We start from the raw sequence: 24,423 nt of genomic DNA on the forward strand, positions 1-24,423 counted from the left end.
TATAATTGTGCAGATAACCGACAAAAGGGCAAAACCTGTAAACGAAAAGGGAGGTAGGCTCCTTGATAGATGTTAATAATTTCGAGTATATGAAAATTGGTTTGGCTGCTCCGGATAAAATCCGTTCATGGTCTTTCGGAGAAGTCAAAAAACCAGAAACCATTAACTATCGTACGTTAAAGCCTGAAAAGGATGGTCTATTCTGTGAGCGTATTTTTGGTCCTCAAAAAGACTGGGAATGCCATTGTGGTAAATACAAACGCGTCCGCTACAAGGGCGTTGTTTGTGACCGCTGCGGAGTAGAAGTTACACGTGCCAAAGTGCGCCGTGAACGAATGGGGCACATCGAATTGGCTGCGCCTGTTTCACACATCTGGTACTTCAAAGGAATTCCAAGCCGTATGGGACTTGTTCTTGACATGTCACCGCGTGCGCTGGAAGAAGTTATTTACTTCGCTTCTTATGTTGTAACTGAATCAGGGGATACAGCGCTTGAGAAAAAACAGCTGCTATCTGAAAAAGAATATCGTGCATATCGCGATAAATACAGCAATAAATTCCAGGCCGCAATGGGTGCAGAAGCCATTAAAAAGCTTCTTCAGGACCTTGATCTGGACAAAGAGGCAGAAATGCTGAAGGAAGAACTGAAAACTGCTCAGGGCCAGCGTCGTACACGTGCGATTAAACGTCTGGAAGTAGTGGAATCTTTCCGTAACTCGGGTAACTATCCGGATTGGATGATTCTTGATGTGCTACCTGTCATTCCGCCGGAACTTCGTCCGATGGTCCAACTTGACGGTGGTCGTTTTGCTACATCAGATTTAAATGATCTGTATCGCCGTGTGATAAACCGGAACAATCGATTGAAACGCCTTCTGGATCTTGGTGCACCAAGCATCATCGTTCAGAATGAAAAGCGTATGCTTCAAGAAGCTGTAGATGCACTGATTGATAATGGCCGTCGAGGCCGTCCTGTAACAGGGCCGGGTAATCGTCCATTGAAATCACTTTCTCACATGCTGAAAGGTAAGCAGGGCCGTTTCCGTCAAAATCTTCTTGGTAAACGTGTGGACTATTCAGGCCGTTCCGTTATCGTAGTAGGTCCAAACTTGAAAATGTATCAGTGTGGACTTCCGAAAGAAATGGCGCTTGAACTATTTAAGCCGTTTGTTATGAAGGAACTGGTTGAACGCGGGCTCGCTCATAACATTAAAAGTGCGAAGCGCAAGATAGAACGTGTACACAGTGAAGTGTGGGACGTGCTTGAGGATGTAATCAAGGAACACCCTGTATTGTTAAACCGGGCACCGACTCTTCACCGTCTTGGAATTCAAGCGTTTGAACCGACGCTTGTAGAAGGCCGTGCAATCCGTCTGCATCCTCTTGTATGTACTGCATACAATGCTGACTTTGATGGTGACCAAATGGCAGTTCACGTTCCGCTTTCATCCGAAGCTCAAGCCGAGGCACGCCTGCTTATGCTGGCTGCACAAAACATCTTGAATCCTAAAGATGGTAAACCTGTAGTAACGCCGTCTCAGGATATGGTATTAGGTAACTACTACCTGACTCTTGAACGTAAAGATGCTATAGGAGAAGGTAAAGTATTCAGAGATGCCGATGAAGTACTTCTTGCGTATCAAAATGGATATGTCCACCTTCATAGCCGCATAGCTATTCATGCAAGCGCGGTGAAAAAGGATAACTTTACAGAAGAGCAAAGCAAACAACTATTGCTAACAACTCCTGGGAAGATTATCTTTAACGAAATTCTTCCTAAGTCGTTCCCTTACATCAATGAGCCGACTATGGATAACTTGGAAGTGGCAACACCTGACAAGTTCTTCGTTGCACCGACGACAGATGTAAAAGAATATTTCAAATCAAGTGAGTTAATCTCACCATTTAAAAAGAAATATCTTGGTAATGTCATCGCTGAAGTATTCAAGCGATTCCATATCACAGATACGTCAAGAATGCTCGACAGCATGAAAAACCTGGGCTTTAAGCACTCTACTCGCGCCGGTATAACGATCGGTATCGCTGATATCGTTGTATTACCTGAGAAGCAAGTGGTCTTGAAAGATGCACAGGAAAGAGTTGATAAAGTTACGAAACAGTTCCGACGCGGTTTAATTACTGAAGAAGAACGCTACGACCGTGTTATCTCGATCTGGAGTGCGGCAAAAGACGTCATTCAAGATAAGCTAATGCTGACGCTTGATAGTCTGAACCCTATCTACATGATGAGTGACTCAGGTGCACGTGGTAACGCATCTAACTTTACGCAGCTGGCTGGTATGCGTGGTCTGATGGCCAATCCGGCTGGACGTATCATTGAGCTTCCAATCAAATCAAGTTTCCGTGAAGGACTGACAGTTCTCGAGTACTTTATCTCTACTCACGGTGCTCGTAAAGGTCTTGCCGATACAGCACTTAAGACGGCTGACTCAGGTTACCTTACTCGTCGTCTTGTTGATGTGGCTCAAGATGTAATTGTGCGGGAAGAAGATTGTGGAACAGATCGCGGACTTCGCGTAAGTGCGCTGAAAGATGGAACAGAAACGATTGAACCTCTTGATGAGCGCTTAGAAGGACGTTATTCGAACCAGACAGTCAGACACCCTGAAAATGGTAAAGTGTTTGTAAAACGCAACGAGCTGATTACAGAAGATATCGCGCGTCAAATTATCGAAGCAGGTATTGAAGAAGTTTCTATTCGTTCTGCATTTACATGCAACACACGTCATGGCGTATGTGAGAAATGTTATGGTAAGAACCTTGCAACTGGAGAAAAGGTTGAAGTGGGAGAAGCAGTTGGAATTATTGCAGCTCAATCAATCGGAGAACCAGGAACACAGCTTACTATGCGTACTTTCCATACAGGCGGGGTAGCAGGAGACGATATTACCCAAGGTCTTCCACGTATCCAGGAAATCTTCGAGGCTCGTAATCCGAAAGGACAAGCGGTGATCTCAGAGATTGATGGTGTCGTAACGGCAGTCAGCGAAGGCAAAGATCGTCAGCAGGAAATCACTGTTAAGGGTGATGTTGAAACAAGAAGCTATACAGCTCCTTATACAGCGCGCTTAAAAGTGGGCATTGATGACGTGATTGCTCGCGGGCAGGAACTGACTGAAGGTTCTATCGATCCGAAAGAATTAATTAAAATCCGGGACGTTTCTGCTGTTCAGGAATACTTGCTGAAAGAAGTTCAGAAAGTATACCGCATGCAGGGCGTTGAGATCGGTGATAAGCACGTAGAGGTAATGGTACGCCAGATGCTTCGTAAAGTCCGTGTCATTGAAGCCGGTCAAACAGAATTGCTGCCTGGTTCTTTACTTGATGTCCACCAATTTATGGAGGCCAACAAAAAAGTACTGTTGACAGGTAAGAAACCGGCAACGGGACGTCCATTGATTCTTGGAATCACGAAGGCTTCTCTTGAAACCGAATCCTTCTTATCTGCAGCATCCTTCCAGGAAACAACTCGTGTTCTTACGGATGCAGCAATCAAAGGCAAGCGTGATGAACTTCTAGGTCTTAAAGAGAATGTTATCATCGGTAAACTTGTTCCAGCAGGAACAGGAATGCAGCGTTATCGCCAGGCTGAAATCGACTCAGAAGACAAAACGGCAGAAGAGGCAGTTACAGTCGACTAAGATCGGTATATGATCAGATTTAGTACCGGTCAGAATCAAAATTGGCCGGCTGAAGAAAGAAAAGAGAATGCGGTACTGGATTAAGTACCGCATTCTCAATTTCTTTTATATAATGTTGACATCAACTAGATGAGATGATAATATATTCAAGGTTGCTCCTATTCGTAACCTGTTACTTTGGAGGATATGAAGATGTCTTATGAAAAAGTATCACAGGCTGAACACATCATTGTAGGATCCAAACAAGTCGTAAAGGCCCTCAAGGCAGGTTCAATCCGAGAGGTGATCATCGCTGATGATGCGGATGTCCATGTGATTGATAAAATCATAAACACCGCTAAAGATATGAACGTGTCAGTTTCCCATGTAGACTCTATGAAGAAGCTGGGGAAAGCATGCGGGATCGAAGTCGGTGCTGCTGCGGTAGCCATTACTGTTTAAAGATGTTTTTGTAGTGTAGTACTACAAAGGCTTTGTTTTTACCTAAAAATGAACCACCAGGATGTGTGGGCTTACACCAATTTTGAAGGGAGGAAAAAACTCATGCCAACTATTAACCAATTAGTGCGCAAGCCGCGTCAATCTAAAGGCACGAAGTCAACTTCACCAGCACTTAACAAGGGATACAACAGCTTTAAAAAGAAAGCAACTGATGTATCTTCTCCGCAAAAACGTGGTGTATGTACTCGTGTTGGTACAATGACACCGAAGAAACCGAACTCGGCTCTTCGTAAATATGCACGTGTACGTTTGACAAACATGATCGAAGTAACGGCTTATATTCCAGGTATCGGACACAATCTGCAAGAGCACAGTGTAGTGCTTATTCGCGGAGGACGTGTAAAAGATTTACCAGGGGTACGTTACCACATCGTTCGTGGTGCTCTTGATACTGCTGGTGTAGACGGACGCCGTCAAGGACGTTCTCTATACGGTACTAAGAGACCAAAAGAAAAGAAATCCTAAATTGATTTTAAATAGATTTTCTCGTGAAAGGAGGAACACACATGCCTCGTAAAGGTGCAGTAGCAAAACGTGACGTGTTGCCAGATCCAATTTATAATTCGAAACTGGTTACTCGTTTAATCAACAAAATTATGGTAGACGGTAAAAGAGGTACAGCTCAAAAAATTCTTTATTCAGCGTTTAATGTCATTCAGGAACGCAGCGGTAAAGATGCTCTTGAGGTGTTTGATCAAGCTCTTAAAAACATCATGCCAGTTCTTGAAGTTCGCGCACGCCGTGTTGGTGGAGCTAACTATCAGGTACCGGTTGAAGTACGTCCTGAGCGTCGTACAACTCTTGGTCTTCGCTGGTTGGTAGATCATTCACGTAAACGTGGAGAAAAAACTATGCAAGAACGTCTAGCTAACGAAATTCTTGATGCAGCAAACAATACTGGAGCTGCAGTTAAGAAACGTGAAGATACTCATAAAATGGCAGAAGCTAATAAAGCATTTGCTCATTATCGCTGGTAAGATTGAACGCAGTTTCGACTATATTACCATCTTAGGAAGGAGAAAGACCCATGCCTAGAGAGTTCTCCTTATTTAACACTCGTAATATCGGTATCATGGCTCATATTGATGCTGGTAAAACGACTGCGACGGAGCGTATCCTTTATTACACCGGCCGTATCCATAAAATCGGCGAAACACATGAAGGTGCATCACAAATGGACTGGATGGAGCAGGAGCAAGAGCGTGGAATCACAATCACATCTGCTGCTACAACAGCTTCATGGAAAAACCACCGTGTTAACATCATCGATACACCTGGACACGTAGACTTCACAGTAGAAGTTGAACGTTCACTTCGTGTACTTGATGGAGCAGTAGGCGTACTTGATGCCCAATCGGGTGTAGAGCCCCAAACTGAAACGGTATGGCGTCAAGCAACAACTTACGGAGTACCGCGTATTGTGTTCGTTAATAAAATGGACAAAATCGGTGCAGATTTCCTATACTCTGTAGGAACATTGCATGACCGCTTGCAAGCTAATGCTCATCCAATCCAGCTTCCAATTGGTGCTGAAGATGAGTTTGAAGGAATCATTGATCTTGTTGATATGGTAGCCTATTACTATGAAGACGATTTAGGAACTCGTACTGATCAGCGCGAGATTCCTGAAGAGTACAAAGAGCAGGCAGAAGAGTACCGCGGGAAATTAATCGAAGCGGTTGCTGACCTTGATGAAGATCTTATGATGAAATACCTTGAGGGTGAAGAATTCACTACAGAAGAACTTAAAGCAGCGATCCGTAAAGGAACTGTAAATGTTGAGTTTTATCCTGTAATTTGTGGTTCTGCTTTCAAAAACAAAGGTGTTCAGCTTCTGCTGGATGCTGTTATCGACTACCTTCCGTCACCTTTGGATGTTGAGTCTATCAAAGGACATATTCCTGATAGTGAAGAAGAAGTTTCTCGTCCGCCAAGTGACGATCAGCCCTTCTCTGCTCTAGCATTTAAAGTAATGACAGATCCGTATGTTGGTAAATTAACGTTCTTCCGTGTTTACTCGGGAGTACTTCAATCCGGCTCATATGTTCAGAATGCTTCAAAAGGGAAGCGTGAACGCGTAGGACGTATCCTGCAAATGCACGCCAACTCACGTGAAGAAATTGCTGAAGTATATGCGGGTGATATCGCGGCTGCTGTTGGTCTTAAAGATACAACAACAGGTGATACTCTATGTGATGAAAAGAGTCTTGTTATTCTTGAATCTATGGAATTCCCTGAACCGGTTATCTCTGTTGCGATCGAACCTAAGTCGAAAGCTGACCAAGACAAAATGGGTCAAGCTCTTCAAAAGCTTCAGGAAGAAGATCCAACTTTCCACGCGCACACTGACACTGAAACAGGTCAAACGATCATTGCAGGTATGGGTGAACTTCACCTTGATATCCTGGTTGACCGTATGCGTCGTGAGTTTAAAGTAGAAGCTAACGTTGGTGCTCCTCAGGTATCTTACCGTGAGACATTCCGCGGCTCTGCACAAGTTGAAGGAAAATTCGTACGCCAATCTGGTGGACGTGGACAATTTGGACACGTTAAAATCGAATTCTCTCCAAATGAAGAGGGTAAAGGCTTTGAATTCGAAAATGGTATCGTAGGTGGTACGGTTCCTCGTGAATACATTCCTGCTGTTCAAGCTGGTCTAGAAGATTCATTAGATAACGGTGTTCTTGCCGGATACCCATTGATCGATATCAAAGCTCGTCTATATGATGGTTCTTACCATGATGTTGACTCCTCTGAAATGGCATTTAAAATTGCTGCATCAATGGCATTGAAAAATGCAGTAGCTAAATGTAACCCTGTACTGCTTGAACCGCTTATGCGTGTTGAAGTTATGATTCCTGAAGAGTACATGGGAGATATCATGGGAGATATCACATCTCGCCGTGGTCGAGTAGAAGGTATGGCAGCTCGCGGTAACGCGCAAATTGTTAAAGCATTCGTTCCATTATCCGAAATGTTCGGATATGCAACGTCACTTCGCTCGAATACTCAAGGACGCGGAACATTCTCAATGTTCTTCGATCATTATGAAGAAGTACCTAAATCAATCTCCGAAGAAATCATTAAGAAAAATAAAGGGGAATAATTGATTTAGCACTTTTAATAAAGTATAACTACTATGTAAGGGATGAGAGAAAGAGGTTCATCTGTTCCTCTTTCTCTCATAACAATAAAAAATAAATTTTTTACTATCCAAAGGAGGATTTCGCAAATGGCTAAGGAAAAATTCGACCGTTCGAAAACCCATGCTAACATCGGTACAATCGGACACGTTGACCATGGTAAAACAACTCTAACTGCTGCAATCACAACTGTACTTCACAAGAAATATGGTCGTGGAACAGCTATGGCATATGATCAAATTGATGGTGCTCCAGAAGAGCGCGAGCGCGGAATCACAATTTCAACTGCACACGTTGAGTATGAAACTGACACTCGTCACTATGCACACGTTGATTGCCCAGGACACGCTGACTATGTTAAAAACATGATCACTGGTGCTGCACAAATGGACGGAGGAATCTTAGTAGTATCTGCTGCTGACGGTCCAATGCCACAAACTCGTGAGCACATCCTTCTTTCTCGTCAAGTAGGTGTTCCTTACCTAGTTGTATTCATGAACAAATGCGACATGGTAGACGATGAAGAGCTTCTTGAACTAGTTGAAATGGAAATCCGTGATCTTCTTTCAGACTACGACTTCCCTGGCGACGATGTTCCAGTAATCAAAGGTTCTGCTCTTAAAGCTCTTGAAGGAGATGCTGAGTGGGAAGAAAAAATCTATGAGCTTATGGAAGCTGTAGATAGCTACATCCCAACTCCTGAGCGTGACACTGATAAGCCATTCATGATGCCTGTTGAGGATGTTTTCTCAATCACTGGCCGTGGTACTGTTGCTACTGGACGTGTTGAGCGTGGACAAGTTAAAGTCGGAGACGTAGTTGACATCATCGGTTTCACTGATGAGCCAAAATCAACAACAATCACTGGCGTTGAAATGTTCCGTAAACTTCTTGACTATGCAGAAGCTGGCGATAACATTGGAGCACTACTTCGTGGTGTTTCACGTGATGACATCAACCGTGGACAAGTTCTTGCTAAGCCAAAAACTATCACTCCACACACAAACTTCAAAGCTGAAGTTTATGTTCTTTCAAAAGAAGAAGGTGGACGTCACACTCCATTCTTCACTAACTACCGCCCTCAGTTCTACTTCCGTACAACTGACGTAACTGGCGTATGTAACCTTCCTGAAGGAGTAGAAATGGTTATGCCTGGCGACAACATCGAAATGACTGTTGAGCTAATCTCTCCTATCGCGATCGAAGAAGGAACTAAGTTCTCTATTCGTGAAGGTGGACGTACAGTAGGCGCTGGCGTAGTTGCTACTATCCAGAAGTAATTTCTGCTGACGAATAAGATAACCCCTGAACCCTCTAATGGGTTCAGGGGTTTTTTGATTTGACTAAGTTGCCGGAAGTGAAGAAATATCATTCTCCTGACTACAGAATTTACTAGCTCATAGCCTCCTTTGAGAAGTTACTTGCGGATCGCAGTGCAGGATAAAGTAAGTGAACGGATAAATTGACGAAAAGATTAAGAAGGTTAATGAAGGATTTTTTGCTCAGCAGATAGTAATCGAAAGATAAAATCAAATTGCACGTAGACTTTTTGAATGGGGCAGTCAGATACAAGGGCTGCATGAAAGACAATAGCTACGAGAAAGAGGTTAGTACTGAACTAATCTTATGGACCAATACTGTTTAACAAAATAATAGAAGAAACACGAATTTTTTAAACGTTATTTCTTCAAGGATCTAGTTAAATAACCTGATGTAAGTAGGATAAAAGCTGTGAATTTTCTGCCTATTTTCATATCACTTGAAACATGATTCAATCCCTCGTATAATAAAGAAAGTGTGTTAGAAAGTTATTTCGGAAAAAGACTTGCGTAATTCCTATATTATCTGTATAATATTTAATGTTGGTCTTTGACTGCGATGAAGCGGGAGGTTGCCGACACACCAGGCCGCTTTGCCATGGCTGATGTGTGGGAAATTTTCGCGGAGAATGTCTATTCCTAAATAGGCGATAAAGGAGGGAAAATAATGGCAAAACAAAAAATTCGTATTCGTTTGAAGGCGTATGATCACAGAATCCTTGATCAGTCCGCAGAGAAAATCGTTGAAACTGCAAAACGTTCAGGTGCTAGTGTATCGGGTCCAATTCCGTTGCCGACTGAAAAAACAATTTATACGATTCTTCGTGCGGTGCACAAGTACAAGGATGCTCGTGAGCAGTTTGAAATGCGCACGCACAAGCGTCTAGTTGATATTGTGAACCCAACACCACAAACGGTAGATGCTCTAATGCGTCTTGACTTACCGTCTGGCGTTGACATCGAAATCAAACTTTAATGCAAACAAATAAATTATAAAAACAAATTAGGAGGTGTGACTAATGACCAAAGGAATCTTAGGTAGAAAGATTGGAATGACTCAAGTTTTTGCTGAGAATGGTGACTTGATCCCTGTAACTGTAATCCAAGCAACTCCAAACGTTGTTCTTCAAAAGAAGGCAGTTGATACAGATGGATACGAGGCTATCCAAATTGGTTTTGAAGACAAGCGCGCTAAGCTTGCTAACAAACCAGAAGGCGGCCATGCTGCTAAAGCAGAAACTGCTCCTAAGCGCTTCGTCCGTGAAATACGCGGTGTAGAACTTGGTGAGTATGAGGTTGGTCAAGAAGTCAAGGTTGATATTTTCGCAGAAGGCGATGTAATAGATGTGACAGGAATTTCGAAGGGTAAAGGTTTCCAAGGCGCGATCAAGCGTCATAACCAATCCCGCGGACCAATGTCCCATGGTTCTCGTTACCACCGTCGTCCCGGTTCAATGGGTCCTGTAGATCCAAACCGTGTATTCAAAGGTAAACTATTACCTGGACGTATGGGTGGAGAAAGAGTAACAGTTCAAAACCTTTCAATTGTTAAGGTTGATGTTGAACGTAACTTACTTCTTGTTAAGGGCAACGTTCCTGGTCCTAACAAGACAATGATTCAAGTAAATAGTGCGGTTAAAGCTAACTAATAGACACTATCGGAAAGGAGGAAACAGGAATGCCTAAAGTATCTCTTCACAAACAAGATGGTTCATCAGCTGGTGAATTCGAGCTTAGCGAATCAATCTTCGGTATCGAGCCAAACAACGCAGTGATGTTTGAGGCAGTAGTAATGCAGCGCGCATCACTTCGCCAAGGATCACACAAAGTAAAAAACCGTTCTGCAGTACGCGGCGGTGGACGTAAACCATGGCGTCAAAAAGGTACGGGTCGTGCTCGTCAAGGGTCAATCCGCTCACCACAATGGCGTGGAGGTGGCGTAGTCTTCGGACCGACACCACGCAGCTACAGCTACAAGCTTCCTAAAAAAGTTCGTCGCTTAGCAATTAAATCTGCTCTTTCTTCCAAAGTGGTTGAAGAGAATTTCCTAGTACTAGAGGCGTTGTCATTTGATACGCCAAAAACAAAGGAATTTGCATCAGTTCTTAAAAACCTTTCAGTAGACAAAAAAGTCCTAGTAGTGACTGACGGTCTTGACGAAAATGTTTCTCTAGCTGGTCGTAATATTCCTGGAGTAACAATCGTATCTGCAAATGGAATCAGTGTTCTTGACGTGCTTGGTCACGACAAGTTAATCATGACGAAGGATGCAGTTCAAAAAGTAGAGGAGGTGCTTGTATAATGGAAGCTCGTGATATCATTAAGCGCCCCGTAATTACTGAACGTTCTTCAGACCTTATGGGTGAGAAGAAATATACGTTTGAAGTGAACACTCGTGCAAATAAAACACAAGTAAAACATGCTATTGAAGAAGTTTTCGGTGTGGATGTTGCAAAAGTTAACATTATGAATTATAAAGGGAAATACAAGCGCATGGGACGTTATGCTGGTTACACGAACAAGCGTCGCAAAGCAATTGTAACTCTTACTGAAGCAAGCAAAGAAATCGAATTTTTCGAAGCTTAATACTAACTGAAATATAGAAGAGGAGGGAACAGAATGGCGATTAAAAAGTACAAACCTACCTCCAATGGTCGTCGCGGCATGACAAGTTCTGATTTTGCTGAGATTACAACAAGCACTCCAGAAAAATCGCTTCTTGCGCCAGTTAAGCGCAAAGGTGGTCGTAACAACCAAGGTAAGTTAACCGTTCGTCATCAAGGTGGCGGTCATAAGCGTCAGTACCGCATCATCGACTTTAAACGTAACAAAGATGGCATTCCTGGTCGCGTTGCCACAATCGAATATGATCCAAACCGTTCAGCTAATATTGCCTTAATCAATTATGCTGATGGAGAAAAACGTTACATCCTAGCTCCTAAAGGACTAGTAGTGGGTATGGAAGTTATGGCTGGTCCGGAAGCGGATATCAAAACAGGTAACTCACTTCCACTAATCAACATTCCGGTTGGTACGATCATCCACAATATCGAGATGAAGCCTGGTAAAGGTGGTCAGCTAGTACGTTCAGCTGGAACATCAGCTCAGGTACTTGGTAAAGAAGGTAAGTACGTACTTGTGCGTCTTAACTCTGGTGAAACTCGTATGATCCTTGCTACTTGCCGCGCTACAGTAGGTCAAGTAGGGAATGAACAGCACGAACTTATCAACATTGGTAAAGCAGGACGTTCTCGTTGGTTAGGTAAGCGCCCAACTGTACGTGGTTCTGTAATGAACCCTAACGATCACCCACACGGTGGTGGTGAAGGTAAAGCTCCAATTGGACGTAAGTCACCTATGTCACCTTGGGGTAAACCAACTCTTGGTTACAAGACTCGTAAGAAATCCAATAAATCCGATAAATTTATCGTACGTCGCCGTAAAAAATAACGGGATTGAGCTACGGTTCACTAGACGAGCCGTAGGGCAATCACGAAGGGAGGTTCCAATATGGGTCGCAGCTTGAAAAAAGGACCTTTTGTGGACGATCATTTAATGGTTAAAGTTGAGAAGCTTAATGAAGCAGACAAGAAACAAGTTGTTAAAACTTGGTCTCGTCGTTCAACAATCTTCCCAACATTCATCGGTCACACAATCGCAGTATACGACGGACGTAAACATGTTCCAGTATACGTCACAGAAGACATGGTAGGACACAAGCTTGGTGAATTTGCACCTAGCCGTATGTACAAAGGCCATGGCAACGATGACAAGAAAACAAGACGCTAATTGAGAGGAGGCTATCCTAATGCAAGCTAAAGCTGTTGCGAGAACAGTTCGTATTGCTCCTCGTAAAGTACGCCTAGTAGCAGATTTGATCCGAGGTAAGCAGGTAGGCGAGGCGGTTGCAATTTTAAACCACACTCCACGTTCTGCTTCACCCGTTGTTGAAAAGGTATTGAAATCTGCTGTAGCGAACGCTGAGCATAACTACGATATGGACATCAATAATCTAGTGATTACCGAGGCCTATGTAAATGAAGGTCCAACACTTAAACGTTTCCGTCCACGTGCGATGGGCCGTGCAAGTGCAATCAACAAACGTACTAGCCACATTACAATCGTGGTATCTGAAAAAAAGGAGGGGTAACGCGTGGGTCAAAAAATACATCCAATAGGACTTAGAATTGGTATTATTCGTGACTGGGATTCTAAATGGTTCGCAGGTAAAGACTATGCAGATCTTTTGCACGAAGACCTAAGAGTCCGTGACTATATCGAAGGACGCCTTAAAGAAGCATCAGTTTCTAGGGTTGAAATCGAACGTGCGGCAAACCGCATTAACATTACAATTCACACTGCTAAGCCTGGTATGGTAATTGGTAAAGGTGGTACTGAAGTAGAAACACTTCGTAAAGACCTTAACAAAATTACTAACAAGCGTGTTCACATCAACATCGTTGAAATCAAAAGAGCGGATCTTGATGCGAAACTTGTAGGTGAAAATATTGCACGTCAACTGGAAAACCGCGTGTCTTTCCGTCGTGCACAAAAACAATCAATTCAACGCACTATGCGTGCTGGCGCTAAAGGGATCAAAACACAAGTTTCTGGTCGTCTAGGCGGAGCAGACATCGCTCGTGCTGAACATTACAGTGAAGGTACTGTTCCACTTCATACCCTTCGTGCTGACATCGATTACGCTCACGTTGAAGCGGATACTACGTATGGTAAGCTCGGAGTTAAAGTATGGATCTATCGTGGAGAAGTTCTTCCTACTAAGAACAAGAAGAATGCCGAGGAAGGAGGAAACTAATCATGTTATTGCCTAAGCGCGTTAAATATCGTCGTGTACACCGTGGAAAAATGCGCGGTCAAGCGAAAGGCGGTACAGAAGTAAGCTTCGGTGATTATGGTCTTCAAGCAGTAGATGCTAGCTGGATCACAAATCGTCAAATCGAATCTGCTCGTATTGCAATGACTCGTTACATGAAACGTGGAGGTAAAGTTTGGATTAAGATTTTCCCACACAAACCTTACACGAAAAAACCTCTTGAAGTCCGAATGGGTTCTGGTAAAGGTGCTCCTGAAGGATGGGTAGCGGTTGTAAAACCTGGCAAGATTATGTTTGAAATTGCAGGAGTATCTGAAGAGGTTGCACGAGAAGCTCTTCGCCTTGCAGCGCACAAACTTCCAATCAAATGTAAGTTTGTAAAACGTGAAGAAATTGGTGGTGAATCAAATGAAAGCTAATGAAATTCGTGACCTTACCACTGCTGAAATAGAACAAAAGGTTAAATCACTTAAAGAAGAGCTTTTTAATCTGCGTTTCCAACTTGCAACAGGGCAATTGGAAAACACAGCCCGTATTCGTGAAGTACGCAAAGCCATTGCTCGCATGAAAACCGTGATTCGTGCAAGAGAAATCGGCGCTAACAACTGATAACTGAGAGGAGGTTTGCAGCATGAGTGAACGCAACCAGCGTAAAGTCTACACCGGCCGTGTAGTGTCTGATAAAATGGACAAAACTATCACAGTTTTGGTTGAGACACAAAAGAAACATTCACTTTATGGCAAACGAGTAAAATACTCTAAAAAGTACAAAGCTCACGACGAACAAAATGAAGCCAAAATTGGCGACGTAGTTCGTGTAATGGAAACTCGCCCGCTTTCAGCAACTAAACGTTTCCGTCTATTGGAAGTCGTAGAAAAAGCGGTTATTATCTAATATATTGTTCGGATATTCATATTCCGAAGGGAGGTAACCTACATGATTCAACAAGAATCCCGTTTAAAAGTAGCTGACAATTCTGGCGCACGTGAAGTATTAACCATTAAAGTACTAGGTGGCTCTGGCCGCAAAACTGCTAATATTGGTGATGTAATCGTCTGCACAGTGAAACAAGCAACACCAGGAGGCGTTGTTAAAAAAGGTGAAGTTGTGAGAGCTGTAGTGGTTCGCACAAAGAGTGGAGTACGCCGCGTTGATGGAACATACATCAAATTCGACGAAAACGCTTGTGTCATCATCAAAGACGACAAGAGCCCTCGTGGAACACGTATCTTTGGACCGGTTGCTCGTGAACTTCGTGACAACAGCTTCATGAAGATCGTTTCTCTTGCACCAGAAGTTCTTTAATTGAACAACAACCACCGTATCAAGGAGGTGCGATAGGATGCACGTTAAAAAAGGCGACAATGTTATGGTTATTTCGGGCAAAGACAAAGGTAAGACTGGAACAATTCTTGCTGCTTTCCCTAAAAAAGACCGCGTGCTTGTTGAAGGTGTAAACATCGTCAAGAAGCACTCAAAACCTTCACAAATGAATCCACAAGGTGGAATCACAAACATGGAGGCAGCAATTCACGTATCAAACGTGATGCTAATCGATCCGAAAACAAATGAACCAACACGCGTTGGTTATAAAATTGAGGACGGTAAAAAAGTACGTATTGCAAAAAAATCAGGTGAATCTTTAGATAAATAGTTCAAGAAGAAGGGAGGTACTCAAGAATGAACCGCCTAAAAGAAAAGTTCAATAACGAAATCACACCTGCTCTAGTTAGCAAATTTAACTACACATCAGTTATGCAGGTACCAAAAATCGACAAAATCGTAATCAACATGGGTGTTGGTGACGCAGTTCAAAACACTAAATCTCTTGATACAGCTGTTGAGGAATTAGCTACAATTACTGGTCAAAAACCATTAGTAACAAAAGCTAAAAAATCAATCGCTGGATTCCGTCTACGTGAAGGTATGCCAATCGGTGCGAAAGTAACACTTCGCGGAGAGCGTATGTACGAATTCCTAGACAAGTTAATCTCTGTATCTCTACCACGTGTACGTGACTTCCGTGGAATTTCTAAGAAGTCATTTGATGGTCGTGGAAATTACACTCTTGGTGTTAAAGAGCAGCTTATCTTCCCAGAGATCGATTATGATAAAGTATCCAAGGTTCGTGGCATGGACATCGTAATTGTAACAACAGCGGGTTCTGATGAAGAATCTCGTGAATTGCTTACACAATTCGGTATGCCATTCCAAAAGTAATCTCTATAAAAGGGAGGCGTAAACGTGGCTAAAAAATCAATGATTGCGAAACAAAAACGCACACAAAAATTCAAGGTACAAGAGTACACTCGCTGCGAACGTTGCGGACGACCACACTCAGTATTACGTAAATTCAAGCTTTGCCGTATTTGTTTCCGTGAACTAGCATATAAGGGTCAAATTCCTGGCGTTAAGAAAGCCAGCTGGTAACACCCGATTTTGGGAAGGAGGTAAAATAATATGACAATGACAGATCCAATCGCAGATTTGTTGACTCGCATTCGTAATGCGAACCAAGTTCGTCACGAGAAGCTAGAGGTTCCTGCTTCCAACATTAAAAAAGAAATTGCAGAAATCCTTAAGCGTGAAGGTTTTATCCGTGATGTAGAATACATCGAGGACAGCAAGCAGGGGATTATTCGTATCTTCTTGAAATATGGATCGAATAATGAACGTGTTATCACTGGCCTTAAACGTATCTCTAAGCCTGGTCTTCGTGTATATGCGAAAGCTGACGAAGTTCCACGTGTATTGAACGGTTTAGGTATCGCACTAGTGTCAACTTCCAACGGTGTATTTACGGACAAGGAAGCCCGCTCTAAACAAGTTGGCGGAGAAGTTCTAGCATACGTTTGGTAATATTTTCGATAAGAATGGAGGTGCAACAGAATGTCTCGTGTAGGTAAAAAACCAATTGAGGTACCTTCTGATGTAACGCTTACTTTTAACGGTTCAACCGTTACAGCTAAAGGACCAAAAGGTGAATTATCATTCACTTTCAATTCAGAAATGAAATTTGAGCAAGAAGATACTACACTTACTGTAGTTCGCCCGTCTGATTCAAAAGATCACCGTACGATCCACGGTACAACCCGTGCGATCTTGAACAACATGGTTCAAGGTGTATCTAAAGGATTCGAACGCGGCCTTGAATTAGTAGGGGTTGGGTATCGTGCTCAAAAACAAGGAAACAAACTGATCCTAAACGTTGGATACTCTCACCCAGTTGAGATGACGCCAGAAGACGGAATCGAAGTTGAAGTTCCTTCAAACACAAAAATCATCATTAAAGGTGCTAGCAAAGAGCGCGTAGGTGCACTTGCTGCTAACATCCGTGCTGTACGTCCTCCAGAGCCGTACAAAGGCAAAGGAATTCGATATGAAGGCGAACAAGTTCGTCGCAAAGAAGGTAAAACAGGTAAATAATGCCGCTTAGGCGCATGAAAGGAGTGACCTTGATTGATTACAAAAGCTAATAAGAATGCGGTACGTAAAAAACGTCATGCTCGTGTTCGTTCTAGAATTACTGGAACAGAGTCACGTCCACGTTTGAACATCTTCCGCTCTAACAAGCATATCTATGCTCAACTAATCGATGATGTGAATGGCGTTACACTTGCTAGTGCTTCTACATCTGACAAGGAGCTTGGCATTGATGCTGGCGGAAACGCTGAAGCTGCAGTTAAAGTCGGCGAACTAATCGCTAAACGCGCAGTAGAAAAAGGCATGAAATCAGTCGTATTTGACCGTGGAGGATATTTGTACCACGGACGTGTAAAAGCTCTTGCAGATGCTGCACGTGAAAACGGACTTGAATTTTAATAGAAGAAGGAGGGACAATCCAGATGCGTCGCATTGATCCAAACAAACTCGAACTTGAAGAACGCGTAGTTACGATTAACCGTGTCGCTAAGGTTGTTAAAGGTGGACGCCGCTTCCGTTTTACTGCTCTTGTAGTAGTAGGCGACAAGAACGGCCACGTAGGATTCGGAACAGGAAAAGCCCAAGAGGTTCCTGATGCGATCCGTAAAGCAATCGAAGACGCGAAGAAAAATCTAATTGAAGTGCCTATGGTAGGAGGAACTACTCCTCACCTTGTAACAGGTCACTTTGGAGCAGGTTCAATCCTGATCAAACCAGCATCTCCTGGTACAGGAATTATTGCTGGTGGACCAGTTCGTGCGGTACTTGAGCTTGCAGGTGTCGCTGACATTCTGTCTAAGTCTCTAGGATCTAACACACCAATCAACATGGTTCGTGCCACTATTAACGGTCTTACGCAGCTTAAGCGTGCTGAAGACGTCGCGAAGCTTCGTGGTAAAACAGTGGAAGAACTGTTAGGATAAGGAGGGAAATTTGATGGCGAATAAACTAGCAATTACCCTCACTCGTAGCTTGATCGGCCGTAATAAAGATCAACGCAAAACAGTTGAAGCACTAGGTTTGCGCAAAACAAACCAAACGGTTGAGCAACAAGATAATGCTGCGATCCGTGGTATGATTAACAAAGTTTCTCATTTGGTATCAGTAAAAGAACTTTAATATAATGTCTATCAACAAGGAGGTGCCACTATGAAACTTCATGAGTTAAAACCTGCAGAAGGTTCTCGTAAGGAACGTAATCGCGTTGGTCGCGGTATCGGTTCTGGTAACGGTAAAACTTCTGGTAAAGGTCATAAAGGTCAAAACGCCCGCTCAGGCGGCGGAGTTCGTCCTGGCTTCGAGGGTGGTCAAAATCCACTAGCACGTCGTCTTCCTAAGCGCGGATTTACAAATATCCACCGCAAGGAATATGCAGTTGTTAACCTTGACGCACTTAATCGTTTTGACGAAGGTACAGAAGTAACACCGGAACTTCTTATCGAATCAGGTGTTGTAAGCAATGAAAGAGCAGGTATCAAGATTCTTGCAAAAGGGAACATCGAGAAGAAACTAACTGTTAAAGCTCAAAAATTCTCTTCTGCTGCAAAAGATGCGATCGAAGCTGCTGGCGGAACAACTGAGGTGCTATAATGTTTCGTACCCTCTCCAATTTTATGCGCGTGGGTGATATAAGAAATAAAATTATTTTCACCCTTTTAATGTTGGTGGTATTTCGAATTGGAACATTTATCCCTGTTCCAGGTGTAGACGCACAGGTTCTTCAGGCGCAGGATGAAATGTCCGGTCTGATCGGCTTTATGAATACATTTGGCGGTGGAGCACTGATCAACTTCTCAATTCTTGCGATGGGAATCATGCCATACATTACGGCATCCATCATCGTTCAACTCCTGCAAATGGACGTAGTACCGAAGTTTGCGGAATGGGCGAAGCAAGGAGATGTTGGCCGTCGAAAGTTAACACAGTTTACAAGATATTTCACAATTGTCCTTGGTTTTGTCCAGGCGATCGGAATGTCTTACGGGTTTAACCGGATGTATGGAGGAACATTGATTCCGGATACATCAGTAGGCACGTATTTGCTAATCGCAATCGTTCTTACGGCGGGTACAGCCTTCTTAATGTGGTTAGGAGAGCAAATCACGGCAAAGGGAGTTGGAAATGGGATTTCCATTATCATCTTTGCAGGTATCGTGGCAGCTATTCCTAACGCCGTTAATCAGATTTACGTACAGCAAATTCAAGGAGCTGGAGAACAGCTTTTCTTGAATATTGTGATCATGCTATTACTTTTACTGGCAGTTGTTGCGATTACAGTCGGGGTTATCTTTGTTCAGCAGGCGCTGCGTAAAATCCCTGTACAGTACGCAAAACGTGTAGGCGGCAAAAATGCTCCTGCAGGCGGTCAATCGACCCATCTTCCTTTAAAAGTGAATGCAGCGGGTGTAATTCCGGTTATCTTTGCGATTTCCTTTATCATCACTCCGCAAACGTTAGTCACTTTCTTTGGATCAAACAACATTACTACGACGATCCAGCAAGTGTTCGATCATACTCAGCCGATCGGTATGACCATTTATGTTGGCTTAATTATTGCGTTTACGTACTTTTATGCCTTCATACAAGTGAATCCCGAAAATATGGCTGAAAACCTTAAAAAGCAAGGCGGCTATATCCCAGGTATTCGCCCGGGCAGAGCAACTCAGGATTACCTGACGAGCGTCCTTTACCGATTAACGTTTGTGGGAGCAATCTTCTTATCGATTGTTGCGATTCTACCAATTTTCTTTATTAATTTAGCTGGACTTCCTCAGTCTGTTCAAATTGGCGGAACAAGCCTTTTGATCATCGTAGGGGTTGCGCTTGAGACGATGAAGCAATTGGAAGCACAGCTTGTGAAACGTAATTACAAAGGATTTATGAGATAGTCACTGGTTTTGGGGTCACAACCCCGGAGCCCATCAAGACCGAGGGGGCTTACTTGTGAATATTGTTTTAATGGGTTTGCCTGGTGCCGGAAAAGGTACTCAGGCAGAACAAATCGTTGAAAAATACAAGATTCCTCATATTTCTACAGGAGATATGTTCCGTGCAGCCATTAAAAATGGCACGGAATTAGGCTTAGAAGCTAAATCGTTCATGGATCAAGGCGACTTGGTTCCTGATGAAGTAACCATCGGAATTGTACGAGAACGGCTTAGCCAGGATGATTGTCAAAATGGATTTTTACTCGATGGATTCCCAAGAACAGTTGCTCAGGCAGATGCGCTTGATGCGTTACTGACTGATCTTGGCAAAAAATTAGACTATGTTCTAAACATTAAGGTGGAAAAAGAAGAACTGATTAAGCGTCTTACAGGCCGCTGGATTTGCACAGTCTGTGGGGCAACTTATCATACAATCTTTAATCCTCCTGCAGTGGAAGGAATTTGTGATAAAGACGGTGGGGAATTGTACCAGCGTGAAGATGACAAACCTGAGACTGTTAAAAATCGTTTAGGTGTTAATATGAAACAAACGCAGCCACTTCTTGATTTCTATGGTCAAAAGGGCGTGTTAAAGGACATTGATGGTCAACAGGATATTAAGAAAGTATTCGTTGACATCGATGAACTGCTCGGGGGCCTTCGCTAATGATCATTTGCAAGACTCCTCGAGAGCTCGAGATCATGCGCGAAGCAGGCAAGATTGTTGCGTTAACCCATCAGGAGATGCAAAAGCATATTGCGCCTGGGATCACGACGAAGGAACTTGATGACATTGCTGATCGGTTTATCCGTAAGCATGACGCTGTTCCATCCTTCAAAGGATACAATGGTTTTAGCGGAAGTATCTGTGCATCGGTGAATGAAGAGCTTGTCCATGGTATACCGGGCAGCCGGAAATTGAAGGATGGCGACATTATCAGCATTGATATTGGCGCTTACTTCAAGGGCTATCATGGCGATTCAGCTTGGACTTATCCTGTCGGCAGCATTTCAGCCGGCACACAGAAACTGCTTGATGTCACGGAAGAATCTCTTTTCCTTGGCCTTAAAGAAGCAAAACCGGGTGTTCGTCTTTCGAACATTTCTCATGCTATTCAAACGTACGTGGAAGATAATCGTCTTTCAATTGTACGTGAGTATGTAGGGCACGGAGTTGGGCAAGACTTGCATGAGGCACCACAAATTCCTCATTTCGGTCCACCCAACAAAGGGCCACGCCTGAAGCCCGGCATGGTACTAGCCATTGAACCAATGGTGAATGCAGGAAGTCGTTATGTGAAAACTCTTTCTGATAACTGGACAGTAGTAACCGTAGATGGTAAGATGTGTGCTCATTTCGAACACACGATTGCGATCACTGAGGACGGTTATGAAATCCTGACAAAAGCCTAAGTGAAGGTGATCCTAATTGTTTGAATCCGATTCGCCCCCCGGGATAGGGCAGATTGTGCAGGTGAACAAGGGCCGTGATATAGGAGTATACGCGGTTGTCATTCATCGGTTGGATGATACGTTTGTTTTGATTGCGGATGGAGAGAGCCGGAAGTTCGACCGTCCCAAGAAGAAAAACATTCAGCATTTGACTTCATGTGATTATATATCCCCTGCGGTTCAAAGCAGTATATCCGAAACTGGGCGTGTGACAAATGGGAAGCTGCGTCATGCAGTTCACTCGTATGTCCATGAGACCCTGAAAGCTTGATAAAGAAGGGAGACATGTTCGATGGCGAAAGACGATGTTATCGAGATTGAAGGAACCGTAGTTGAGACTTTGCCTAACGCAATGTTTAAGGTAGAATTAGAGAATGGTCACAATGTGCTTGCACATGTATCCGGTAAAATTCGTATGCATTTTATTCGAATCCTACCAGGCGACCGAGTAACAGTGGAGCTATCTCCATATGACTTGACGCGTGGCCGTATCACTTACCGTTACAAATAATCTTTTGCACTCCGACCCACTAAGGAGGTTTAGATAAGATGAAAGTCAGACCATCTGTTAAGCCGATCTGCGAAAAGTGTAAAGTAATCCGCAGACGCGGCAAAGTAATGGTGATTTGCGAAAATCCAAAGCATAAACAAAAACAAGGCTAATAAAGAAGGAGGTGCTCTTTGAATGGCACGTATTGCTGGTGTAGACATTCCGCGTGACAAGCGCGTTGTGATCTCTCTAACGTATATTTTTGGTATTGGAAAATCAACAGCTGAAAAAATTCTTACTGATGCAGGCGTATCTCAGGAAACTCGCGTTCGCGACCTTACTGAAGATGAGCTAAACAAAATCCGTGAAATCGTAGACAGCTTAAAAGTTGAAGGTGACCTTCGCCGTGAAGTATCCCTAAACATCAAACGTCTAATGGAAATCGGTTCATACCGTGGCCTTCGTCACCGTCGTGGACTTCCTGTTCGCGGACAGCACACGAAGAACAATGCACGTACACGTAAAGGTCCTCGTAAGACCGTAGCTAACAAGAAAAAATAATTAGTAAAGGAGGTTTCTTCTTAACATGGCACGTAAACAACAAACTCGTAAGCGTCGTGTGAAAAAGAATATCGAAGCTGGTATTGCTCACATTCGCTCAACTTTCAACAATACAATCGTGATGATTACAGACACTCATGGTAATGCAATTGCATGGTCAAGTGCTGGTTCACTTGGTTTCAGAGGATCTCGTAAATCAACTCCATTCGCAGCTCAAATGGCAGCTGAAACAGCAGCTAAAGCTTCAATGGAACATGGTTTGAGAACTCTTGAAGTAACAGTAAAAGGTCCTGGTGCAGGTCGTGAAGCTGCGATCCGTGCACTTCAAGCTGCAGGTCTTGACGTAACGGCAATTAAAGACGTTACTCCAGTTCCTCATAATGGCTGCCGCCCACCGAAACGTCGTCGTGTTTAATTTTTCTGTATAAAATCTGGATCCTTGTCGATAATGGATCATAGATTCCTTCGTGCAGAAATGAAAGATCCGGTTGTAAAGCACAATGGGTATGATAGACATGGGGAATTTCGGAATGATTCATAGAATCTATATCCGGAGTTTCGACGTTTTGAAGGAGGGTAAACTTGAATGATCGAAATTGAAAAGCCAAAAATCGAGACGGTTGAGATCAGCGATGATGCCAAATACGGAAAATTCGTTGTAGAGCCACTTGAGCGTGGATATGGTACAACATTGGGTAACTCCTTGCGTCGTATCCTATTATCCTCACTTCCTGGTGCTGCGATCACTTCTATTCAAATTGACAGTGTTCTTCACGAATTTTCAACTATTGAAGGTGTCGTAGAAGATGTTACAACAATCATTTTGAATATCAAGAAGCTTGCATTAAAGATCTATTCAGATGAAGAAAAAACACTTGAAATCGATGTACAAGGTGACGGTGTCATCACAGCTGGCGATATTACGCATGACAGTGACGTTGAGATTCTCAATCCTGATCTGTATCTTGCGACGATCGGCAAAAATGGACATCTTCGTATGCGTTTAAGTGCGTCTCGCGGTCGTGGTTACACACCTGCAGACCAAAACAAACGTGAAGATCTTCCAATTGGTGTGATTCCAATCGATTCAATCTATACACCTGTTTCACGTGTGAACTATCAAGTTGAAAACACTCGTGTTGGTCAAATGACGAATTTCGATAAGCTTTCACTTGATGTCTGGACAGATGGAAGCATTGGTCCTAAAGAAGCAGTAGCTTTAGGTTCTAAGATTCTAACTGAACACCTTAATATTTTTGTAGGATTAACGAATGAAGCGCAGAATGCTGAAATCATGGTAGAAAAAGAAGAAGATCAGAAAGAAAAAGTTCTTGAAATGACAATTGAGGAACTGGATCTGTCCGTTCGTTCTTATAACTGCCTGAAACGAGCAGGAATCAACACAGTCCAGGAGCTGGCGAATAAGTCAGAAGAGGACATGATGAAGGTGCGTAACCTCGGCCGTAAATCTCTTGAAGAAGTTAAGGCAAAACTAGATGATCTTGGATTAGGTCTCCGCAGAGAAGACTGATTCATTTTATGAAGAATAAAACATTAAGATAGACACAATTTCAACAAAGGAGGGAACCCTTCATGGCTTACAGAAAGTTAGGACGTACAAGTTCTCAACGTAAAGCACTTCTACGTGACCTTACAACGGACTTGATCATGAACGAACGTATTGAGACTACTGAAACACGCGCGAAAGAACTTCGCTCTGTTGCAGAAAAAATGATCACTCTTGGAAAGAAAGGTGACTTGCACGCTCGTCGTCAAGCAGCATCTTATATCCGTCGTGATCACGAAGTAAGAACAAAAACAAATGATAAAGGCGAAGAGAAAGAAGTAAACTTCTACGCTCTGCAAAAACTATTTGACGAAGTAGCACCACGCTACGCAGAACGTCAAGGTGGTTACACACGCATCATGAAAGTTGGTCCTCGTCGCGGAGACGGCGCACCAATGGTAATCATCGAGTTAGTTTAATTTAATTCGTACATCACAGAGGGCGGAACAGTTAGAGCCTAACTGCTCTCGCCCTCTTTCTTTAAAGCTATAAGATTAATACGACGACAAAGCAAAAAGCAGAGTGTTATGATGAGCAGACTTT

The 24,423-nt window shown here is 43.2% G+C and carries 37 protein-coding genes; all 37 read left to right on the top strand.

Annotation, left to right across the window (positions count from 1 at the left end):
* Positions 1–62: 62 nt before the first annotated feature.
* A complete protein-coding gene (gene rpoC / locus KR50_RS03070; protein ID WP_041054652.1) occupies positions 63–3,662 on the top strand; it encodes a DNA-directed RNA polymerase subunit beta' in 3,600 nt (1,199 codons plus the stop codon).
* Positions 3,663–3,854: 192 nt separating this feature from the next.
* A complete protein-coding gene (locus KR50_RS03075) occupies positions 3,855–4,103 on the top strand; it encodes a 50S ribosomal protein L7ae-like protein (protein WP_041054653.1) in 249 nt (82 codons plus the stop codon).
* A gap of 102 nt (positions 4,104–4,205) precedes the next feature.
* Entirely contained in the window at positions 4,206–4,628 is a 423-nt protein-coding gene (rpsL, locus tag KR50_RS03080; protein ID WP_041054655.1) for a 30S ribosomal protein S12, read from the top strand.
* Between the two features lie 41 nt (positions 4,629–4,669).
* Positions 4,670–5,140 (top strand): 30S ribosomal protein S7, encoded by a 471-nt coding sequence (gene rpsG, locus KR50_RS03085; protein ID WP_041054656.1) that lies wholly within the window; start codon positions 4,670–4,672, stop codon positions 5,138–5,140.
* Positions 5,141–5,190: 50 nt separating this feature from the next.
* Positions 5,191–7,269, top strand: a complete 2,079-nt coding sequence (gene fusA, locus KR50_RS03090) for an elongation factor G (RefSeq protein ID WP_041054657.1) — start codon at positions 5,191–5,193, stop codon at positions 7,267–7,269.
* Between the two features lie 126 nt (positions 7,270–7,395).
* Positions 7,396–8,586: an elongation factor Tu gene (gene tuf, locus KR50_RS03095; protein WP_041054659.1), complete on the top strand. Its 1,191-nt coding sequence runs from the start codon at positions 7,396–7,398 to the stop codon at positions 8,584–8,586.
* Positions 8,587–9,292: 706 nt separating this feature from the next.
* Positions 9,293–9,601 (top strand): 30S ribosomal protein S10, encoded by a 309-nt coding sequence (gene rpsJ, locus KR50_RS03100; protein WP_041054661.1) that lies wholly within the window; start codon positions 9,293–9,295, stop codon positions 9,599–9,601.
* Between the two features lie 43 nt (positions 9,602–9,644).
* A complete protein-coding gene (rplC, locus tag KR50_RS03105; RefSeq protein ID WP_041054664.1) occupies positions 9,645–10,274 on the top strand; it encodes a 50S ribosomal protein L3 in 630 nt (209 codons plus the stop codon).
* A gap of 29 nt (positions 10,275–10,303) precedes the next feature.
* Positions 10,304–10,927 (top strand): 50S ribosomal protein L4, encoded by a 624-nt coding sequence (gene rplD, locus KR50_RS03110; RefSeq protein WP_041054666.1) that lies wholly within the window; start codon positions 10,304–10,306, stop codon positions 10,925–10,927.
* Positions 10,927–11,211, top strand: a complete 285-nt coding sequence (gene rplW, locus KR50_RS03115) for a 50S ribosomal protein L23 (RefSeq protein ID WP_041054668.1) — start codon at positions 10,927–10,929, stop codon at positions 11,209–11,211. Before rplD ends, rplW begins: the two co-directional genes overlap by 1 nt.
* A 33-nt stretch (positions 11,212–11,244) precedes the next feature.
* Complete coding sequence (gene rplB / locus KR50_RS03120; RefSeq protein WP_041054671.1) at positions 11,245–12,075, top strand: 50S ribosomal protein L2; 831 nt, start codon at positions 11,245–11,247, stop codon at positions 12,073–12,075.
* A gap of 60 nt (positions 12,076–12,135) precedes the next feature.
* A complete protein-coding gene (rpsS, locus tag KR50_RS03125; protein WP_041054675.1) occupies positions 12,136–12,414 on the top strand; it encodes a 30S ribosomal protein S19 in 279 nt (92 codons plus the stop codon).
* Positions 12,415–12,433: 19 nt separating this feature from the next.
* On the top strand, positions 12,434–12,775 hold the full coding sequence (rplV, locus tag KR50_RS03130) for a 50S ribosomal protein L22 (RefSeq protein ID WP_041054677.1): 342 nt from the start codon (positions 12,434–12,436) through the stop codon (positions 12,773–12,775).
* Positions 12,776–12,778: 3 nt separating this feature from the next.
* Entirely contained in the window at positions 12,779–13,441 is a 663-nt protein-coding gene (gene rpsC / locus KR50_RS03135; protein WP_041054682.1) for a 30S ribosomal protein S3, read from the top strand.
* Between the two features lie 2 nt (positions 13,442–13,443).
* Positions 13,444–13,878 (top strand): 50S ribosomal protein L16, encoded by a 435-nt coding sequence (gene rplP, locus KR50_RS03140; protein WP_041054687.1) that lies wholly within the window; start codon positions 13,444–13,446, stop codon positions 13,876–13,878.
* Positions 13,868–14,068 (top strand): 50S ribosomal protein L29, encoded by a 201-nt coding sequence (gene rpmC / locus KR50_RS03145; RefSeq protein ID WP_041054688.1) that lies wholly within the window; start codon positions 13,868–13,870, stop codon positions 14,066–14,068. The genes rplP and rpmC overlap by 11 nt, the downstream gene beginning before the upstream one ends.
* A gap of 22 nt (positions 14,069–14,090) precedes the next feature.
* Positions 14,091–14,354, top strand: a complete 264-nt coding sequence (gene rpsQ / locus KR50_RS03150) for a 30S ribosomal protein S17 (protein WP_041054695.1) — start codon at positions 14,091–14,093, stop codon at positions 14,352–14,354.
* Positions 14,355–14,396: 42 nt separating this feature from the next.
* Positions 14,397–14,765, top strand: a complete 369-nt coding sequence (rplN, locus tag KR50_RS03155) for a 50S ribosomal protein L14 (protein WP_041054699.1) — start codon at positions 14,397–14,399, stop codon at positions 14,763–14,765.
* A gap of 37 nt (positions 14,766–14,802) precedes the next feature.
* Positions 14,803–15,114, top strand: coding sequence for a 50S ribosomal protein L24 (rplX, locus tag KR50_RS03160; protein WP_041054703.1), 312 nt, complete (start codon positions 14,803–14,805; stop codon positions 15,112–15,114).
* A gap of 26 nt (positions 15,115–15,140) precedes the next feature.
* Positions 15,141–15,680 (top strand): 50S ribosomal protein L5, encoded by a 540-nt coding sequence (rplE, locus tag KR50_RS03165; protein ID WP_041054706.1) that lies wholly within the window; start codon positions 15,141–15,143, stop codon positions 15,678–15,680.
* 24 nt (positions 15,681–15,704) lie between these two features.
* Entirely contained in the window at positions 15,705–15,890 is a 186-nt protein-coding gene (gene rpsN, locus KR50_RS03170) for a 30S ribosomal protein S14 (protein ID WP_010285078.1), read from the top strand.
* Positions 15,891–15,920: 30 nt separating this feature from the next.
* Positions 15,921–16,319, top strand: coding sequence for a 30S ribosomal protein S8 (gene rpsH / locus KR50_RS03175; protein ID WP_041054714.1), 399 nt, complete (start codon positions 15,921–15,923; stop codon positions 16,317–16,319).
* Positions 16,320–16,349: 30 nt separating this feature from the next.
* Positions 16,350–16,886: a 50S ribosomal protein L6 gene (gene rplF, locus KR50_RS03180; RefSeq protein WP_041054717.1), complete on the top strand. Its 537-nt coding sequence runs from the start codon at positions 16,350–16,352 to the stop codon at positions 16,884–16,886.
* Between the two features lie 33 nt (positions 16,887–16,919).
* Entirely contained in the window at positions 16,920–17,282 is a 363-nt protein-coding gene (rplR, locus tag KR50_RS03185) for a 50S ribosomal protein L18 (RefSeq protein WP_041054719.1), read from the top strand.
* A 23-nt stretch (positions 17,283–17,305) separates the two neighbouring features.
* Positions 17,306–17,806 (top strand): 30S ribosomal protein S5, encoded by a 501-nt coding sequence (gene rpsE / locus KR50_RS03190; RefSeq protein WP_041054722.1) that lies wholly within the window; start codon positions 17,306–17,308, stop codon positions 17,804–17,806.
* A gap of 13 nt (positions 17,807–17,819) precedes the next feature.
* Positions 17,820–18,002, top strand: coding sequence for a 50S ribosomal protein L30 (rpmD, locus tag KR50_RS03195; RefSeq protein WP_041054725.1), 183 nt, complete (start codon positions 17,820–17,822; stop codon positions 18,000–18,002).
* A gap of 30 nt (positions 18,003–18,032) precedes the next feature.
* Positions 18,033–18,473, top strand: a complete 441-nt coding sequence (gene rplO / locus KR50_RS03200; protein WP_041054727.1) for a 50S ribosomal protein L15 — start codon at positions 18,033–18,035, stop codon at positions 18,471–18,473.
* Positions 18,473–19,771, top strand: coding sequence for a preprotein translocase subunit SecY (gene secY, locus KR50_RS03205; RefSeq protein WP_041054729.1), 1,299 nt, complete (start codon positions 18,473–18,475; stop codon positions 19,769–19,771). The genes rplO and secY overlap by 1 nt, the downstream gene beginning before the upstream one ends.
* Positions 19,772–19,826: 55 nt before the next feature.
* Positions 19,827–20,477, top strand: a complete 651-nt coding sequence (locus KR50_RS03210; RefSeq protein ID WP_041054732.1) for an adenylate kinase — start codon at positions 19,827–19,829, stop codon at positions 20,475–20,477.
* Positions 20,477–21,223 (top strand): type I methionyl aminopeptidase, encoded by a 747-nt coding sequence (gene map / locus KR50_RS03215; RefSeq protein WP_041054735.1) that lies wholly within the window; start codon positions 20,477–20,479, stop codon positions 21,221–21,223. The genes KR50_RS03210 and map overlap by 1 nt, the downstream gene beginning before the upstream one ends.
* Before the next feature lie 16 nt (positions 21,224–21,239).
* The gene (locus KR50_RS03220) at positions 21,240–21,533 is read left to right on the top strand and encodes a KOW domain-containing RNA-binding protein (protein WP_041054737.1); all 294 of its coding nucleotides are present in this window, start codon (positions 21,240–21,242) and stop codon (positions 21,531–21,533) included.
* A 21-nt stretch (positions 21,534–21,554) separates the two neighbouring features.
* The gene (infA, locus tag KR50_RS03225) at positions 21,555–21,773 is read left to right on the top strand and encodes a translation initiation factor IF-1 (protein ID WP_041054740.1); all 219 of its coding nucleotides are present in this window, start codon (positions 21,555–21,557) and stop codon (positions 21,771–21,773) included.
* 38 nt (positions 21,774–21,811) lie between these two features.
* The gene (gene rpmJ, locus KR50_RS03230; RefSeq protein ID WP_000868344.1) at positions 21,812–21,925 is read left to right on the top strand and encodes a 50S ribosomal protein L36; all 114 of its coding nucleotides are present in this window, start codon (positions 21,812–21,814) and stop codon (positions 21,923–21,925) included.
* Positions 21,926–21,947: 22 nt separating this feature from the next.
* Positions 21,948–22,313, top strand: coding sequence for a 30S ribosomal protein S13 (rpsM, locus tag KR50_RS03235; RefSeq protein WP_041054866.1), 366 nt, complete (start codon positions 21,948–21,950; stop codon positions 22,311–22,313).
* 25 nt (positions 22,314–22,338) lie between these two features.
* Positions 22,339–22,728, top strand: a complete 390-nt coding sequence (gene rpsK, locus KR50_RS03240; protein ID WP_041054868.1) for a 30S ribosomal protein S11 — start codon at positions 22,339–22,341, stop codon at positions 22,726–22,728.
* Between the two features lie 171 nt (positions 22,729–22,899).
* Positions 22,900–23,844 (top strand): DNA-directed RNA polymerase subunit alpha, encoded by a 945-nt coding sequence (locus KR50_RS03245; protein ID WP_041054869.1) that lies wholly within the window; start codon positions 22,900–22,902, stop codon positions 23,842–23,844.
* Between the two features lie 62 nt (positions 23,845–23,906).
* Entirely contained in the window at positions 23,907–24,299 is a 393-nt protein-coding gene (gene rplQ / locus KR50_RS03250) for a 50S ribosomal protein L17 (protein WP_041054870.1), read from the top strand.
* The last annotated feature ends 124 nt before the right edge of the window (positions 24,300–24,423 follow it).

The sequence above is a fragment of the Jeotgalibacillus campisalis genome (genome assembly GCF_000829515.1).
GTDB lineage: Bacteria > Bacillota > Bacilli > Bacillales > Jeotgalibacillaceae > Jeotgalibacillus > Jeotgalibacillus campisalis.